A 17,851-nucleotide genomic window follows, 5' to 3' on the forward strand; every position below is an offset into this window, starting at 1 on the left:
GTCTTAGAATCTAAAGTGAGAGAATGCTTTGTTAGCCTCTGCCATTTTGTGAGTATCAACTCTTTTCTTTACCGCCGCTCCTTCTTCTTTAGCTGCTGCTAAAACCTCAGATGCTAAACGTAACGCCATCGATTTTTCGTTTCTTTTACGAGCATAGCTAATTAACCATTTCATTGCTGTAGAAACTTTACGATCTGGACGAATTTGCATTGGAATTTGGAATGTTGCACCACCAACACGACGACTACGTACTTCTACGTGAGGCATAACGTTAGATAAGGCATCTTTCCAGATTTCTAATCCTGTTTTTTCTTCGTCAGTTTTTTTCGAGTCTACAATATCAATTGCATCGTAGAATACTTTAAAAGCGACAGACTTTTTTCCGTCCCACATCATCATGTTAACGAAACGAGTTACTAACTGATCGTTAAATTTTGGGTCTGGTAAAAGCGGTCTCTTTTTTGCTGCTCTTTTTCTCATGTCTTCTTCTTAAAGTTTTAATTACTTTTTAGGGCGTTTTGCACCATACTTAGATCTACGTTGCGTTCTACCTGAAACACCTGCTGTGTCTAAAGCACCACGTACAATGTGATATCTAACTCCTGGTAAATCTTTTACCCTTCCACCTCTAACCAATACTATCGAGTGCTCTTGTAGATTGTGTCCTTCACCACCGATGTATGCGTTAACCTCGTTACCGTTTGTTAAACGAACCCTTGCTACCTTACGCATTGCTGAGTTTGGTTTTTTAGGAGTTGTTGTGTAAACACGAGTACACACACCACGTCTTTGCGGACAAGAATCTAAAGCAGCCGATTTACTCTTCTTGGTTATTTTGGCTCTTCCTTTTCTTACTAATTGCGAAATTGTTGGCATATATATTATATATAAATTTTATTATCCTCTTTTAAGAGGGGTGCAAATGTAGAAATTAATTTTTAGAATTCAAATCCTAATCGGTTAATTTTTAAGAGTTTTCAAAAATAATAACATTCGCTATATTATAAACTTATATTTTACGTTAGATTTACATAAAAAAAGCCGTTCAAAAAAGTGCAAAAAACTTGGTACTTATTCCTTATTATATATACACTTTTTTATTTAGAGAGTGTAAGCCAAAATTTAATACTATCTATTAAAGGCGAAAACGAAACAGAAACAAGGATAATAGACTCTATTGGTTACCTTAAAACTCACAAAGACTTAGAATCACTAAAAAACGAAAACAGCTTAACAAAAAAAAACTTAGCAAAACTAGGTTACATTGAAAATAAAATATGGGAGTTAAAAAAGACAAACGATAGTACATTTCAATCTACCATACACTTAAAAAAGAAATTTGACTCCCTATACATTTTTTATGATAACAAAAAAATAGATAGCTCTACGCTAAACTTAATCTCTAACCAAGTAAACACTAATTACTTTGTACTTAAATTTCAAAATATCGAACAGGCATTATATACCTTAAACACAGAATTATCAAAAAAAGGCTTCCCGTTTTCAAAAGTAAAACTTTCAAACCTTGAAATAAAAAACAAAACCACATTACACGCCCATTTAACCACAGGTAACTTAATTGAAAAGCGACGAATAAATAAGATTGTAAGTAAAGGATATGAAAAATTTCCAAAATCTTTCACACATCATTACTTAAAAATAAGACGAAATCAAGACTTTGATATCAATACCATAAGAACTAAAACAGAACAATTATCCAATTTAAGATTTGCAAAAGAAGTAAAACCACCTGAAGTTTTATTCTTAAAAGATTCAACAACTTTGTATTTATACCTTGAAAAATCCAAAAGCAATAATTTTGATGGCTTTTTAGGGTTTGGAACAAACGAGGAAACCAATAAATTAGAATTCGATGGTTATTTAAACCTAAACCTAAATAATAATTTAAATTTCGGAGAAACTTTCAGCCTACTTTATAAGAGTGATGAAAACGATCAAAAAACATTTGAAGTTAACACTGAGCTTCCCTATTTATTTAATTCGCCTATTGGTGTAAACCTCTCGCTTAGAATCTTCAGAAAAGACAGCTCTTTTACTACAGTTAACCAAAATGCTAAGTTTCATTACCAATTAAACTCTAGCAACAAAATATTTATAGGAGTTACTACAACTGAATCAAACAACACACTTGCAAATAACAACAGTTTAACTATAAATGATTACACTACCACACAATACAACCTTGCATACCAATTCATAAAACCACAATATAATAACCTATTATTTCCTATACAATCACGTATTTATTTTGAAACGGGATTAGGAAGCAGAATTAGCGATACCGACAAAAAGAAACAATCACAATTTTTATTTGACCTAATGAAAATTGTAAACTTTAACACCAAAAACAGTCTTTTTTTAAAAACAACAGGAAAAGCATTAATATCCGACAACTATTTTGACAACGAGTTGCTAAGGTTTGGCGGTATAAACTCACTAAGAGGTTTTGAAGAAAACAGTTTAAATGCCACTTTTTTTGCTGTTTTAAATACCGAATACAGATACCAACTAAACAACACAACTTACATTCACAGTATCTTAGATTCTGGCTACCTAGAAAACAACATTCAAAACAACAGGAATACACTTTTTAGCTACGGCATAGGCTTAGCTATTCTTACAAAATCAGGTGTTTTAAAGCTAAACTACGCTAATAGCAAAAATGAGAATAAACCATTTAAATTAGCCAATTCTAAAGTACACATCAGTTTGATCGCTAATTTCTAGTACACAATTATTAAATTCTCAAAAATATTAGTGATTCACCAAATTTTAACCATAATTTATTGTTTTATTAACTTTAATTTATGATTTTTGGCATTGACTAATTCAAATAATTACAAAATGAAAACAAAGTTTAGTGGAATTCTAACGCTATTACTAGCGTTTGTCGTGCAACTAACGTTCGCACAAGAAAAGACAATTTCAGGAACAGTATCGGATGCCTCAGGGCTCCCACTACCTGGAGCTACTGTCTTAGTAAAAGGTACTTCATCAGGTACATCATCAGATTTCGATGGTAACTATTCAATAACTGCCCGTCAAGGAAGCACCTTGGTATTTAGTTTTGTTGGATATACAACTAAAGAAGTTGCTATTGGAGCTTCCAATACAGTTAATGTTACTCTTCAAGAAGACGCTGAGTCTTTAGAGGAAGTAGTCGTAACTGCTTTTGGTAGTGATAGGAATGCAAAAGAAACGGTTTATGCCAATCAAACGGTTAAATCAGATGATTTACTTTCAGTGCCTAGCAAAAACGCATTAGAAGCATTAAGAGGTAAAACGGCTGGTGTAAATCTATCAACAGCCTCTGGATCAGTTGGTTCATCTACAAGAATAGTATTGAGAGGTGCAGGATCCCTTACTGGTAATAACAATGCTTTAATTGTTATTGATGGTGTTGCAATCGATAATACTTCCACTTCTGGAGGTGCTGGATCATCTACTACTGGATATTCTGATTTTGGTAATAGATTCAATGACGTTAATCCAGACGATATAGAATCTGTAACCATTTTAAAAGGTCCATCTGCAACCTCACTATACGGATCACGTGGTGCTTCGGGTGTTGTGCTTATTACAACAAAAACTGGTAAAGGAAAGAAAATGCAGGTGAACTATAATGGTTCAACATCAATGGAAACAGCAATTGTTAGTTTACAACGTCAAAGTAAATTTGGACAAGGTTATGATAACCTTCACTTAGATTCTGGTGAAAACTGGTCTTGGGGTCCTGCTTTAGATGGTGTAGTAAGACCATGGACTTCACCAATTGATTCTGATGGAGACGGAGCATTGGAAGCCTTAATAAGACCATATAGCGCTGTGCAAGATCAATTACAAGATTTTTTCAACACTGGATATACCATTACTAATAATATAAATCTTTCTGGATCTACAGAAGGTTTTACTTACTACGCTTCGTATGGTAATACAGACCAAACAGGAACGCTAGATAATACGTCTTATAACAGAAACAACATAACTTTTAACGCTTCGGCAAAATTAAGCGATAGATTAAAATCTGATTTTAAAGTAAGTTATGCTAATGTAAAACAGAATACTGCACAAGAAGGATCTCGCGCCTTCGAAGGAAATAACGCCTATGCAATGGCAGTTCAATCGCCTGTAAATATACCACTAAGTGAGTTAAGAGATTATAAAAGTCCATTTCATGATATTAATGGATATTGGGGATCTTACTCTTCAGTAAACCCATACTATATCCTAAATGAATATGGAAATGAGGCCGATATCGATAACGTATTAGCTAACGCCTCTTTAACTTATAGTTTTTTAGATAATTTATCAGTTACTGGACGTTTTGGTGGTAATATCGTAAATACTCAAACAGATATATGGACTCCAACATTCTCACCAGCTGAACAAATAGTTTGGACAGACAATTTAGAACAAGCAGCCCGAGATACTAAACACAGTTCATTAGGAGAATATATAAATACAAATCGTAAAGTAGAAAATCTTGATGCCACTGTAATGTTTAACTACAATACAGAATTTAGTGATAACCTTACATTAACAGCTGCTGCAGGTTACAACTTCTTCCAAAGAAAAAGCCAACGTTTAACAGGAAGTACTGTAGGTGGTTTAGTAGTTCCAGATGTTTACAATTTAGCTAATAGTACACAACAAGCTAACTCAAGCATGTATAGAGACAAATACAGAATTTATGGTGTTTTAGCGAATGCAACAATTGGATATAAAGATGCTGCATTTTTAGAATTTTCAGCAAGAAATGACTGGTCTTCTACGCTTCCAACAGAAAATAATTCTTTTTTATACGGTGCTGTTGGTGCTTCTGTAATATTAACAGATTTATTTGATATTAAGAATGACGTTTTAAATTATGCCAAATTAAGAGGTAGTTATGGTACATCTGGTAAAGATGCTGATTTATATTTACTTAACTCTTATTTTGTTGGTAACCCTTCAATTATAGATTTAGGTGATTTTGCACTTAACTTTCCAAAAGATGGTGTTCCTGGTTTTACAATTGGTAATAGAATTGGAAACCCTGGCTTAAAACCCGAATTAACAACTACTTACGAAGTTGGTACCGATCTTGGTTTCTTTAAAAACAAAATTAGTGTAGGTTATACATATTACCATTCGATTCATGATGACCAATTGGTAACTATAAGTCTTCCTCGATCTACAGGTTATACGCAGACCGTTAGTAACATAGGTAGAATGGAGAATAAAGGGCATGAATTATCTTTAACTTTAAAACCTATTAAAGGTTTGGTTGACGGTTTAGATGTTGAGTTCTTTGGAACATATTCTAAAAATGAAAATGAGGTTATTAGAATTACAGATGATATAGATGAATTAAATATTGGAACTTTTGGATTCGCTGCAGGAACTACGGTTTCTATAGTTGCCAAAGAAGGATTACCATTTGGTACGTTCAAGGGTAATGATTTTAAATATAATGATCAAGGTCAAGTAATTGTTAATGCTGATGGATTTCCAGAATACCCTGCTGATGATGTTTATTTAGGTAATAACCAAGCTGATTATTTACTTAATTTTGGTGCTAACATAAGCTATAAAGGATTTGGATTTAGAATTTTATTTGACAAGAAAGAAGGTGGACTATTTGCTTCACAAACCAAATACAACACTAATTTTAATGGTACGAATGTTAATACCACGGTTTATAATAGAGAACCTTTCATCTTTCCAAATTCTGTAGTAGATAACGGAGATGGTACATTCTCTGAAAACACAACTCAAATTACCGAACAAGCATATTTTACTGATTATGATGCACCAGTTTCAACGCAACTGATTGATGCTAGTTTCTTAAAATTAAGAGAAGTAGAATTTAGTTATACATTTTCTAAAGATCTTTTAAAGAATACATTCTTTACAAATGCTAGAATATCATTATTTGGTAAAAATCTTAAATTTTGGTTACCAGATGAAAACAAATATGCTGATCCAGAAGTTAATGGGATAAGCACCAGTTCTAGTGGTAGTGTGAGTACAACAGGTAATGGGCAAGGTATTGAAACAACGCAGACACCTGCTTCAAGTAGTTTAGGTCTGAACTTACAATTGTCATTTTAATTAAAAAAATAATAATACGATGAAGAACAAAATAAACATATTTCTTATTCTATTATTAACACTAAGCTTTTCATGTAATGATAGCTTAGAAGAAGTTAATATAGACCCTAACACTTTCCCATCAGCTGGAGACGCACAAGTTTTAAGCTCAGCTATTGGCTTTATGGGATATATTGTTGAAACAGATTTAAATTACAGCGAATCCTTTCTTTGGAGTCAGTACTACACATGGGGTATTGGTGTTTCCATTGGAAATGAAGAGCGTTATGTATCTGCAGGTGGTGATTTTAATGGTTACTGGCAACGTGCTTATGCCAACTCACTTGTAGACTTGAATTATATAACTAAAAATAGTACCAACAAGGCCTATAAAGGTATGGCTAATGTATTGAAAGCTTATTTATTTCAAGGTTTAGTTGATCATTTTGGAGATGTACCATTTACTGAGGCACTTTCTGGAGCAATTGAAGACGGATCTAATTTAACACCAAGTTATGACTCTGCTGAAACAGTTATTTACCCTGAATTGGTTAACATATTGAATGAAGCTTTAGAAGATTTAAGTTCAGCTGATAACGATGAAATAAGTAGAACAGGTACCGACGATTTTATCTTTTATGATGACGACGTTTTAAAAACTAGTGATATTTCTAAATGGATTAAGTTTGCTAATTCATTAAAATTAAGAGTTTTAATGAGAACTTCAGAATCTAATCCTCAAGGTGCGGCAATTCAAGCATTAATAAACAGTGGTACTTTTGTTGAGACCATTGATGATATGCCGTTTATACCATTTTCTGGAAAATCTGGAGATCAAAACCCGATGTATGCTAGAGCTGAGTTTGGTGTAGGTATGTTTTATTTTGCTAGTAATGCTTCTATAAATTTACTTGAATCACTTAACGATCCTAGAGCTCAAGTATTATACGCAAAAGCCACTTCTGGAACCGCTGAAGGATCCTTACGAGGTATTGACCAAGGCACCATTGATGATGAGCCTTTTACAGCTCCAGCTAGTGATTATAGTTTGGCATCTGACTATGCTTATGGAGCTGACAAACCAGCTATTTTAATGAGTCCGTGGGAGGTTTGGTTTTTAAGAGCTGAAGCAGCTGCACGTTATGGAACTGCAGACGACGAAGTTATGGCGTTTGAAACAGCAATTGATTTGAATTTTAGCTATATGGAACTAACCGATTCTGCTAGCTACATTGGTACGCTAGGATACTCAGTTTCTGCTCCTTTAGATGACAGAATAGACATGATAGCTGTACAAAAATGGATATCTTTAAATGGTACACAAGAAGACGAAGGTTGGATTGAAACTAGAAGATTTGATAGACCAGCAAGTAGAGTATTTTCTGATGGAATTTTTCAAACACCTCCAGCTTCTGTATTATCAAGTGGAACATTTCCTTCAACATGGCTATACCCAGAGTCTGAAAGAAGTTTAAATCCAAATGCTTTACCACAAAGACAAATTACTGATGCCATATTTTGGGATAATTAAAAAAAAAAAAAAAATGAAAAAATATAAATTAATATTATGTACGTTTTCAATCTTAGGGTTGATATTAACCAGTTGTGATCCTAGTGTAGAATCACCTGGTGCAGATGATAGTTCAGAGGTAACTTTCCTTCCTCTAATTGAACTTGAGGGAGCAGATGTTGTTCTAGATTGTGATGCAACTTCTTATTCTGACCCAGGAGCTGTTGCCTCAGTTGCCGGAGAAGAAATAGAGTTAAATACCAAAATCACTGGAACTTACTTTGGCGGAACATCAATTGAAGGTCCTGATGTCTATTCAGTAGCCTATAGCGCTTTTAATGTCGACGACATTCCAGCAACAGCATTTAGAGAGGTGTTATGGCCTGAATGTAATGGAGATTTGGTTACCAGTATAGCAGGAGTTTATACAGCATCTGTAGCTAGAGATGGAAGTTCGCCAGATGGCTATCAAGATAATGGCCCTTTTATTATTAAAGATTTAGGTGATGACAGATATGCGTTTTCTGATGCTCAAGGTGGTTGGTACGAATTTGGAAGAGGTTTAGGACCTTCATATGGTACTCCAGGATTAATACTAAAAGCTAATGATATTTCTGCTAACGATTTTACTGCAGAAGGTACAGTTACCACTAATACATTTGGAGGTGTAAATACATTTGTAAGTTTAAAAGTAAACCCAGATGATAAGACTCTTGTTCTTGTTGTTGATTGGAGCTTTGGTTTCTCATTTGAGACAGTATTTACTCAAACTGAAATTTACTATTAATAAAAAGATAAAAACATGAAACATAATATAATATTAAAAAAATTAAGCTATTTATTTTTTAGCATAGTAATGATGGCTTCTTTTACAGCTTGTGAAGGTGTAGAATCTGAACCAGACGCAAGCGATATTGTAATTGAAGAAGTTACAGGATCTTGGTACATAATAGGATTAGAAACTGATGGTGAAACTCCTGCTTTTGCTGGTGATTACGTACTTTATGACATCTATAACTCATCTGAAAACAATTTCGATTTTTGGATTGATGATCATAACACATTTTTCCAATTAAAATCTAAAGGAACAGTAGATTTATCGTCTTTAACCTTTTCTAGCGAAGCTAATACAGCTGAGTTATACACAGGTGAAACTGTAACTATTAGTAACGGACAAATAACTAAAGACAGTTTTACAACAGCTAGTAACACCGTAGTAGATGCTATCTATTTTGAAGCTGAATTTAGTTGGGATCCTGGTACGGTTTATATTTTTAAAGGCCATAAAAGAACAGGTTTCGTAGGTGATGATAACCCACATTACGAATAATAATTCTTAAAATTATAAAAAACCACTTCTAACGAAGTGGTTTTTTTATACCTTTACCCCAATGGAAAACCAAACACAAATATTCGGGATACGCGCTATAATAGAAGCCGTAAATGCAGGTGAAACTATCGATAAAGTATTTCTTCAAAAAGGAGAAAGAGGCGAGCTATTTGGTGAGCTAGAATCTTTATTGAATAAAAAGTCCATAAACAAATCGTATGTTCCTGTTGAAAAACTGAATAGGTTAACCAAAAACAACCACCAGGGTGCCGTTGCGCAAATATCGCCTATTGAGTTTCACGACATGGAAACCTTAGTTACAAGTGTTATAGAATCTGGTAAAACACCCCTGTTTTTATTATTAGACCAACTAAGTGATGTGCGTAATTTTGGCGCCATTATTAGAACGGCAGAATGTACAGGTGTTAACGGTATTATAATTCAAAAAAATGGTAGCGCTCCAGTTAATGGAGATACAATAAAAACAAGTGCTGGCGCTGTATTTAAAATTCCTATCTGTAAAGTAGACCATATTAAGGATGCTGTTTTTTACATGCAAGCATCTGGCGTAAAAGTTATAGCTGCTACCGAGAAAACTAACAATACATTATACGATGTATCCTTTGTTGAGCCTTGTGCTATAATTATGGGATCGGAAGGCAGAGGAATAAACCCTTCTACCTTAAAAGTTGTAGATACCAAGGCAAAACTACCTTTACTAGGAGACATTGAATCTTTAAACGTGTCTGTAGCCTGTGGTGCTTTTTTATACGAAGTGGTAAGACAGCGACTGTAGACTGTAAGCTGTAGATAAACTAATCAATATTCTTATCGCTAGCCTTCTTAAAGTGATACTTAAATTGCAAAGGTTCCTCCTCTTCTACTTCAATTTCCGGCTCAACAGATTCTATAAAATTGCCGTTTTCATCGAAATGCTGTAAAAAAGGATCGTCTTCTTCTTTATAATGTTCTTGTTCCCAAATATACTTTTTAGGTTTTGCTATTTCTTTTCTAAAAATAAAAGCAAATAACAAGCCCGTAATTAAACCTGCCATATGCCCTTCCCAAGATATACCTTGCTCTATAGGTAAGGTATACCAAATCATACTTCCGTATAAAAATATAACAAGTAACGACAAGGCTATTAAACGGTAATGTTTAGCAAATACACCTTTAAAAAACGTAAAACTTACCAATACATAAATAAGTCCGCTAGCACCTATATGGTACGATGGCCTACCTATGCACCAAGTAATAAAGCCAGATAACAAAATTCCCCAAAACAGGACTTTCCAAGCAATATGCCTATAGAAATAAAACAAAGCTGTAGATAAAACAAATAAAGGCACCGTATTATGATATATGTGTTTGATGTCGCCATGAATAAAAGGACTCAGTAAAACGCCTCGTAACCCTTTTAAAGTTTGCGGATACACCCCATATTTACTAAAATTATAACCAAACCGCACTTCAAACCAAAATATAAGCCAAATGGCAAGTACAAAAAAAACAGGATACGCAATTACGCCCGTAGAGAATTGAAAATGTTCTTTATTTTTCATTGTTATAAATTTAGCAAATAGTTATCCAACTTTAAGTTTCGTGCTAAATTGGCAGTTAAACACCCGCTGAGGCATTGCTGAGGAAAGCCCACAGCACGACGAAGGAAGTACGAGGACTTATAACCCTTCAACTCCGCTCAGGATAAACTCAAGCCCGCCCCCTGATTTCTCTTCGGGGGACACGCCCAAACTAAAAAGAAAACCATTTCCATTGCTATGTAAATGCATAAAACGAAAATTTTACTTTAATTTTGTAACCATGAACGACAATGCTCCTTTAGCCGAACGCTTGCGGCCAAAAACCTTAAAAGACTACGTAAGTCAAGCCCATTTGGTGGGCGAAGGTGGTGCATTATCGCAACATATAAAACAGGGTTTAATTCCGTCGATAATATTTTGGGGACCTCCAGGAACCGGAAAAACAACTTTAGCCAACATTATTGCTACCGAATCTGGCAGACCATTTTACACACTTAGTGCCATAAATTCTGGGGTTAAAGATATTCGAGAGGTTATTGATAAAGCCAAACAAAGTGGTGGTTTATTTACCACAAAAAACCCAATTTTGTTTATTGACGAGATCCATAGGTTTAGTAAATCACAACAAGACTCGCTATTACAAGCCGTAGAAAAAGGATGGATTACACTAATTGGTGCCACTACCGAGAACCCAAGTTTCGAGGTTATACCCGCACTACTATCGCGCTGTCAGGTTTATATTTTAAATGCTTTCGATAAAACCGATTTAGAAACCCTTTTAAAACGCGCTATCGAAACCGATGTGCATATTTCTAAAAAAAATATAACCCTTAAGGAAACCAATGCCCTATTAAGGCTATCGGGTGGCGATGCTAGAAAATTACTAAACATTTTCGAGCTTTTAGTAAATTCCTTTAGCACCAACAATATTGTTATAACCGACGAAGCTGTTTTAGAAAACATACAAAACAACACCGTACGTTACGACAAAACGGGCGAACAGCATTACGATATTATTTCGGCGTTTATAAAATCCATTCGTGGTAGCGACCCAAATGGCGCCGTATATTGGTTAGCTCGAATGATTGAAGGTGGCGAAGATGTAAAATTTATTGCAAGACGTTTACTCATTTCGGCAAGCGAAGATATTGGTAACGCCAACCCAACGGCACTTGTAATTGCCAATAACGCATTTCAGGCCGTTACTACCATTGGCTACCCAGAAGCCCGCATTATTTTAAGCCAGTGCGCCACTTATTTGGCATGTTCGCCAAAAAGTAACGCCTCATACATGGCCATTGGTATGGCACAGCAATTAGTTAAACAAACCGGCGATTTAAGCGTGCCTATAGAAATTAGAAACGCTCCCACTAAACTAATGAAAGAGCTCGGGTATGGCGACAATTACAAATACGCACACAATTACGAAAATAATTTTGCCCCACAAGAATTTCTACCAGACGAAATTAAAAACCAAAAACTTTACGACCCCGGAAATAATGCTCGCGAAAACGCACACAGAGAGTTTTTAAAACAACGCTGGAAAGACAAATACAACTATTAAAATATTTAGGGCGTTACCTTTTTCTCATACCTGCCAGGTAAAAAAACCTTGCAGGATCGCAAAAGGTCGGGCTTTCACTACTCGCTCCCTCCTTAGGTCGGGGAGCTTAAACAAACCGTTCAATCCCTAACGCAAACCGCGTTATTCAAAATAAACTTTAAAACTTTATATTGAGAGTTTCTTGCTCTAAATTACCACCAGCATAGTACTCAATAACCCAATCGTTACCTTTTTTATACACTATAGCGCTGCTACCCACAACCAAATACACATCTTTTAAATTCGTGTTTTTTATACGGTATACTACTTTTGGAGAACTATCAACCAACTGAAAACCATTATCAATAACCTGCGCATACAATACGTTTGATGTGCCTTGTATTACAGCAACATCTTCAACAACTTTTTGCGCCACGGCCTTAGGTTTAGCAGGTGCTTTAGGAGCACTTACTGCTACCACTTTTTCCTCTTTTTCTTGCTTTAATAATTCTATTTCCTTTTTTAAATGCTGTATTTGCTCGGTATTTTCTGGTTTTACTTGAGGCTGTGTTACTATATTTAATAAAGTTTCATTGGGCTGATACTTATAATTTAAGGCTTCTATAGATTTAAAAGCATCACGTAAAGCTAAATTATAGGCTGTCCTATATTCTTTTTCTCTACTTTCTCCCATTTTGGATGTATAAATTAGTTTATCCTTACAATCCTTAAGCGTTACAGCAAGCCTAGTTTTAAACATACTTGATTCCTTTACAACATCACAAAACAAAGCAAGACATCTGTTTATATTAAGTTCATCTGGATAATCAGCCCCTTCCATAATTGCCTTAAAACCGTATTTTTCAAACAAAAACTTAGTAAGAGAATTAAGTTGATATTGATCACTTTCTTTTAAAAAATCATATTTATTTGATACAATTACATATTTATAACTATTAATATTAGCCTGTGCAAATAAGGCATTAGCGAAAAGACATGTTATAATCCCTAAAGTTAAAAATTTAATTTTCATTTATTATTAAATATATAGTTAAAACCTAATTGTAAAGATACACTTTGTGCATCGTAAATATTTTGATATTGCAAAAAATTATCGGCTAACACATAAAAATTAGCACCTCCTATATGAGCAGATACTCCTAAACCTATATTATTGAATGTATATGAATCTATAGTATACGTAGCCTTCATTCTTAAGCCTTTAAAAAGTCTTCGGTAATAATATGCTGTTAATGCTAACTGAGGGCTTTTAGGTCGTTTTATAGCATACAACTGCGCGCCTACCCTGTTCATATAAGGTTGTTCGTCTGCCAAACAATTACACAACTTTAACCTTTTTTTACCAAAGGCATAATTTAAGGAAGCATTAAATTTAATTGGTCTCCAAGTCGTGTACGCATCAGCATTCTCGTTGGTATCAAATAAATCTTCAAACTCGTCTTCAATGGCACTATAAAACTCATCGGCAGTATCTCCTTCATTTGTATCAAAAAAAATAGGATCTACACCTTCAAAAATCAACTCGCCTTTAACTTCGTAATTTTCCACTTCTTTGCTATGTCTTATAAAACCAACATCTTGCAAACTCGCATCGAAAGTCCATTGCTTATCAAAATTATAGGTAACCCCCATGTCGAAACCAAGTCCTAAATTCCCTCCTAATAATGTTCGTGTTACAACATCCTTTGGTTCAAAAGCATTGTCTTCACCATTTAAGGCATATCCAGAGGTTCTTAACGCCGTATCTAAATTAAAAATATGCCGAAAAAAATTATTTTCTCCTTCTACCGTGGTAAAATAGCCTTCGTTTTTATTTGAGGTAGCGTTAATTAAGCTGGAATAAATTTTACCTCTTGCACCATAGGTGAACTTCTCATTTACTTTTTTATTGTAGCCTACATGCCACACGGCGATTACCTCAGCCATGGCACTAACAGTGCTAACATCGAACCGTTGGCCAATATTATTTTGATTACCTTCTAAGGCTAAAACCGCAATGTCTTTAGGGAAATAGGTTAAAAAATCGAATTCTTGATACACTCCAAAACTTAAGTATTGGTTTTTATTGTAACTAGGCCCAATGGCAAAACCACCAGAAACTATTTCTAGTTGTTGATTGGCGGTAAAAAAATCACCTGGTTTGGCATCATAAACAACCCGCCTAAATTTTGTGCTAAAATCTACACCATCGGCAGCAAATAAATCGTAAATGGTTGCTCCAGACGAACCTCCATTGGCATGAAAATGCGATAAAAACGGAATTCCAAAATAGGCCCTATTAGTTACCCTTCCGCCAGGGTTAGTAAGAAGAGATTGTGGAATCTCTGAAAACCCATACAATAGTTGCTTATTTTGGCTAAAACACACAAAGCTTATAAGTATTAATAATAGACTAATTGCTTTCATAATTAGTCGTTAATATTAAAATAAAAAACACTTTTAGACTTCATATTTATTTGACCAAGTGTATTTTCATTAATAGCTTCCCCTTCTTGCACAATTAAAGTAAAACTCAATTTATTTGCATTCATTAAGACCCTTAATCTATTACCTTCAAATACTTCTGTATATTTTGTATAAACTTGAGAAGCGTCCGGGGATGCCAAAGCCTCAAAAGAAAAAGTATGTACGGTTTGATCTAAATCGTCTAGAAGGTCTACCTGCAACTCGAAACTCCTTTTAATCGAGTTTAAAACATCAAATACAAATTCTACTTTAACAATGTTATTTCTAGTAAAACTATTATTAAACAGATCTAATTCAATAAAGTCTGAAAACTCACTCGACTCATTAGCTCCAGCAAAAAAATTAGTTGCAGGGGCATCAAAAAAAAGCAAGCTATTTTCAATAACTGGCGATAACTCTAAGTCTTCAGCTTGGTTTAAATCGATTTCTTCTGTGCACGACCAGAAACACATTGCTAAACTAAGTACTAAACCATATATTTTATATATTCTTCCCTCCATCTTTTTATAAAACGAACTAATACTTAATCTATTATAGATATTTTTTTAATTGTATTAAATTATCTATTTGCTTAATGTTATTATCTAGCTTCAAATTATTAACATCAAAAAACACAACATCCATCCCTATATTTTTTGCGCCCATAATATCGGCCTCATAACTGTCGCCTATCATCACACTTTTACTAGCATTGGTATTTGCTAAATTTAATGCATAATCAAATATTTTAGGGTTAGGTTTTTTTACACCGGCAATTTCCGAATTGGTAATAGTTTTAAAATAATGATTTATTTTGGAATGGCTCATTTTTTTATATTGAACCTCATCGAAACCATTAGTTATAATATGTAACGTATAATTTAAACTTAAATAATCTAGGATCTCGAAGGTGTTTTCAAATAAATGATTAAAGCTTGATAAATGCGTTATATAATCGTCTGATAATTTATTTATTAATCCAGTATCAACCTTAAACCCAACAGCCTCAAAGGTGTCGTTTAACCTCCCGTAACGTAAAGTATCCTTTTGTATTTTCTCTTCTCTGTACAGTTTCCAATAGTTTAAATTAATGGGTTCGTAATGTTCCAAAAAATCTTCAACCGCTATATTTACATTATTGATTTTAAAAATTTTATCGAATGTTAATGCCGAATTTTTGTCAAAATCCCAAAGTGTATGGTCCAAATCAAAAAACACATCTGTTATTCCTTTAAGCTTCATTTGGTGAATCTAAAATTAAATTAAACAATTCTTTAAACCCGTCCCACCGCTTATAATCGCTAAACGTATAATTATGAAAAATGGGTACAAATTGACCGTCTACTTGTTTTATTTGATAAATAAGCTCGTTTAAAACCTTCTTTTTATCTAATAAAGATTTTTGCTTTAGCAACGTAAAATCCATAAGTTGATAAGGTACAATTTTTAAAGGTGTTTGTACTTCGTAATCTAAATCGTAAAACAAAAATGGTGTACAAGAGCCGGCTCTAAACCCTAAATGATTTACATAACCCATGGTGTAATCTTCCTTAATTTCTAAAGCTATAAGATTTCTATAAGTTTCAGGTAAATTAAGTTTTGAAAAAGATTGTCTAGATGCTTTTAAATTTCTGTTTAAAATATCTTCCATTTTAAGTTTTTCTTTCTTTAAAAGGCTTTCATCATCTAGAGCGAAATATGAAATTTTTAGTCCTACATCGCAATAATCGCCAACGTGCTTAATAAGCGATATAAATTGTTTTTTGTTTGGGTTAATCCCTTTGTCGTAAGTAGAGTAATCGCCTAACAAGAAAAAGAAAAGAAAGGAAAACGAAGAGCTTTTTTGCCGGTTTATTAAGTACTTAAACGTATCAAAAGGATCGTGCTTAAAACCCATAATTACAGCAAACCTAGTGTACAAGCTTTTAAGCCTTAACCTAGCTAAATCTTTAAGAGAGCCACCCAATGTTCTCATAATACCCTTTAACTTGTACGTGTACGCCGAGGGCACATCTATAACGGGTTTTATTTGATAGCTCCTGCTTGGAAATTCGAAATCTGGAAATTGCTTTTTTAAAGCATCTCTAAATTTATAGGCCCAAATATCGACTACTGGTTGATGCAAAAAACCTTCTTGAAACGCTAAACTTTCGGTGGCTGTAAAACGTCCGTATTCATCTTTTACATGCGGTAAATACTCTTCGTATCTAGATAATAAATAAAAAGAAGCCGAAAACACATCAAAAGGAATACTGCTCTTTTCGCCTAAGTAGAAAAAACATTTTGTATGCTCCCAGGTATGGATATGGATATCAATATCATTTAACCCTTGCTCGAATAAAATATCGTGACTTTTAATATAAAACTCGTTACCCAATTGCTGTTTCGTATACGACATTTTCAAGCTATCGTGGGCAATAAACGTTTCAATTTTAGTTGTAAAACTAACTTCAATACCTAAAACTCGCGTACAAATATGCTTAAAAACATATTTAAGTCGCGGCGATATTTTATGGGTATAAACTAATAACATAATTTCAGTTTGCAGTATTCAGTGTTCAGTAAGCGGTCTGCTGTCATCGGTCTTCTGTCTTTGTTCATAGCAGTGATTCATCGGCGAAACTAAAGTATGCTTTTTCTGTTATAATTAGGTGGTCTAGAACTTTAATATCTAAACTTTGTGCAGCTGTTTTTAACTTATTGGTAATTTGTTTATCGGCCTCACTAGGTTTTAGGCCGCCCGATGGATGGTTGTGTGCTAAAATTAAGCCTACCGCTCCTACCTCTAGCGCATTTTTTAACACCAAGCGCACATCTACTAAAGTGCCTGTTATACCGCCTTTACTAAGTTGGTTTTTACGAATTACTTTATTAGAATTGTTTAAATAGATTATCCAGAACTCTTCATGCTGAAGCTCGCCAATAACAGGTTGCATCAATTCAAAAACCGAAGAGCTGGATGTAATTTTCTTTTTTTCTAAGGCTTCTTCACCTCTACGACGGCGACCTAACTCTAAAGCAGCAATTATAGTTATGGCTTTGGCTTCACCTATTCCTTTAAATTCGGTAAGTTGTTTAATAGATAGTTTTCCTAAGGCACTTAAATTATTATCGGTGCTTGCAAGGATGCGTTTACATAAATCGACAGCACTTTCTTGTCGGTTACCAGAACCAATCAAAATGGCTACAAGTTCGGCATCACTTAAAGCCGCCTTTCCTTTGTATAATAACTTTTCACGCGGCTGATCGTCCTGACTCCAGTTTTTTATAGAAAATGACGATGGTTTTTCTTGCATTCGTTAAAGATAAATATTGTAAATTTCAGAAGCAATAGAATTATTAACAAAAATAATGAGATTCCTTTCTTT

16 protein-coding genes are annotated in these 17,851 nt (G+C 34.2%); 7 read left to right on the forward strand and 9 right to left on the reverse strand.

Annotation, left to right across the window (positions count from 1 at the left end; all coding sequences use genetic code 11):
- Positions 1-3: 3 nt before the first annotated feature.
- Both rpsG and rpsL read right to left on the reverse strand, forming a co-directional pair.
- A complete protein-coding gene (rpsG, locus tag BMY96_RS00650) occupies positions 4-480 on the reverse strand; it encodes a 30S ribosomal protein S7 (protein WP_092847766.1) in 477 nt (158 codons plus the stop codon).
- A gap of 21 nt (positions 481-501) precedes the next feature.
- On the reverse strand, positions 502-876 hold the full coding sequence (gene rpsL / locus BMY96_RS00655) for a 30S ribosomal protein S12 (RefSeq protein WP_019386263.1): 375 nt from the start codon (positions 874-876) through the stop codon (positions 502-504).
- 177 nt (positions 877-1,053) lie between these two features.
- Between rpsL and BMY96_RS00660 the strand changes: the two genes are divergently transcribed.
- The 6 genes from BMY96_RS00660 to rlmB all read left to right on the forward strand — a co-directional run bounded on the left by BMY96_RS00660 (position 1,054) and on the right by rlmB (position 9,729).
- Complete coding sequence (locus BMY96_RS00660) at positions 1,054-2,748, forward strand: BamA/TamA family outer membrane protein (RefSeq protein ID WP_092847768.1); 1,695 nt, start codon at positions 1,054-1,056, stop codon at positions 2,746-2,748.
- Positions 2,749-2,865: 117 nt separating this feature from the next.
- Positions 2,866-6,114, forward strand: a complete 3,249-nt coding sequence (locus tag BMY96_RS00665) for a SusC/RagA family TonB-linked outer membrane protein (RefSeq protein WP_092847771.1) — start codon at positions 2,866-2,868, stop codon at positions 6,112-6,114.
- A gap of 19 nt (positions 6,115-6,133) precedes the next feature.
- A complete protein-coding gene (locus BMY96_RS00670; protein WP_092847774.1) occupies positions 6,134-7,624 on the forward strand; it encodes a SusD/RagB family nutrient-binding outer membrane lipoprotein in 1,491 nt (496 codons plus the stop codon).
- A 13-nt stretch (positions 7,625-7,637) separates the two neighbouring features.
- A complete protein-coding gene (locus tag BMY96_RS00675) occupies positions 7,638-8,390 on the forward strand; it encodes a BT_2262 family domain-containing protein (protein WP_139205198.1) in 753 nt (250 codons plus the stop codon).
- A gap of 15 nt (positions 8,391-8,405) precedes the next feature.
- Positions 8,406-8,933, forward strand: a complete 528-nt coding sequence (locus tag BMY96_RS00680; protein ID WP_092847779.1) for a lipid-binding protein — start codon at positions 8,406-8,408, stop codon at positions 8,931-8,933.
- Positions 8,934-8,994: 61 nt separating this feature from the next.
- Complete coding sequence (rlmB, locus tag BMY96_RS00685) at positions 8,995-9,729, forward strand: 23S rRNA (guanosine(2251)-2'-O)-methyltransferase RlmB (protein ID WP_092847781.1); 735 nt, start codon at positions 8,995-8,997, stop codon at positions 9,727-9,729.
- A gap of 19 nt (positions 9,730-9,748) precedes the next feature.
- On the opposite strand, the gene BMY96_RS00690 is transcribed toward rlmB, so the two are convergent.
- A complete protein-coding gene (locus tag BMY96_RS00690) occupies positions 9,749-10,495 on the reverse strand; it encodes a rhomboid family intramembrane serine protease (RefSeq protein WP_092847783.1) in 747 nt (248 codons plus the stop codon).
- A 259-nt stretch (positions 10,496-10,754) separates the two neighbouring features.
- On the opposite strand from BMY96_RS00690, the gene BMY96_RS00695 reads away from it, so the two are divergent.
- The gene (locus BMY96_RS00695) at positions 10,755-12,038 is read left to right on the forward strand and encodes a replication-associated recombination protein A (RefSeq protein ID WP_092847786.1); all 1,284 of its coding nucleotides are present in this window, start codon (positions 10,755-10,757) and stop codon (positions 12,036-12,038) included.
- Between the two features lie 157 nt (positions 12,039-12,195).
- Here the strand turns inward: BMY96_RS00695 and BMY96_RS00700 are convergent, their stop codons facing one another.
- The 6 genes from BMY96_RS00700 to radC form a co-directional block, all read right to left on the reverse strand.
- Positions 12,196-13,050 (reverse strand): hypothetical protein, encoded by an 855-nt coding sequence (locus BMY96_RS00700; RefSeq protein ID WP_092847788.1) that lies wholly within the window; start codon positions 13,048-13,050, stop codon positions 12,196-12,198.
- Positions 13,047-14,444 carry a DUF5723 family protein gene (locus BMY96_RS00705; RefSeq protein WP_092847793.1) on the reverse strand — a complete coding sequence of 466 codons (1,398 nt, stop codon included), beginning with the start codon at positions 14,442-14,444 and terminating at the stop codon, positions 13,047-13,049. Before BMY96_RS00705 ends, BMY96_RS00700 begins: the two co-directional genes overlap by 4 nt.
- 2 nt (positions 14,445-14,446) lie before the next feature.
- Entirely contained in the window at positions 14,447-15,004 is a 558-nt protein-coding gene (locus BMY96_RS00710) for a hypothetical protein (protein WP_092847796.1), read from the reverse strand.
- Between the two features lie 31 nt (positions 15,005-15,035).
- On the reverse strand, positions 15,036-15,725 hold the full coding sequence (locus BMY96_RS00715; protein WP_092847798.1) for a YjjG family noncanonical pyrimidine nucleotidase: 690 nt from the start codon (positions 15,723-15,725) through the stop codon (positions 15,036-15,038).
- Positions 15,715-17,016: a polysaccharide deacetylase family protein gene (locus BMY96_RS00720; RefSeq protein WP_092847801.1), complete on the reverse strand. Its 1,302-nt coding sequence runs from the start codon at positions 17,014-17,016 to the stop codon at positions 15,715-15,717. Before BMY96_RS00720 ends, BMY96_RS00715 begins: the two co-directional genes overlap by 11 nt.
- A 64-nt stretch (positions 17,017-17,080) precedes the next feature.
- On the reverse strand, positions 17,081-17,779 hold the full coding sequence (radC, locus tag BMY96_RS00725) for a RadC family protein (protein WP_092847804.1): 699 nt from the start codon (positions 17,777-17,779) through the stop codon (positions 17,081-17,083).
- Positions 17,780-17,851: the final 72 nt, after the last annotated feature.

Origin of the sequence: Algibacter pectinivorans, from assembly GCF_900112595.1 — a bacterium.
GTDB lineage: Bacteria > Bacteroidota > Bacteroidia > Flavobacteriales > Flavobacteriaceae > Algibacter_B > Algibacter_B pectinivorans.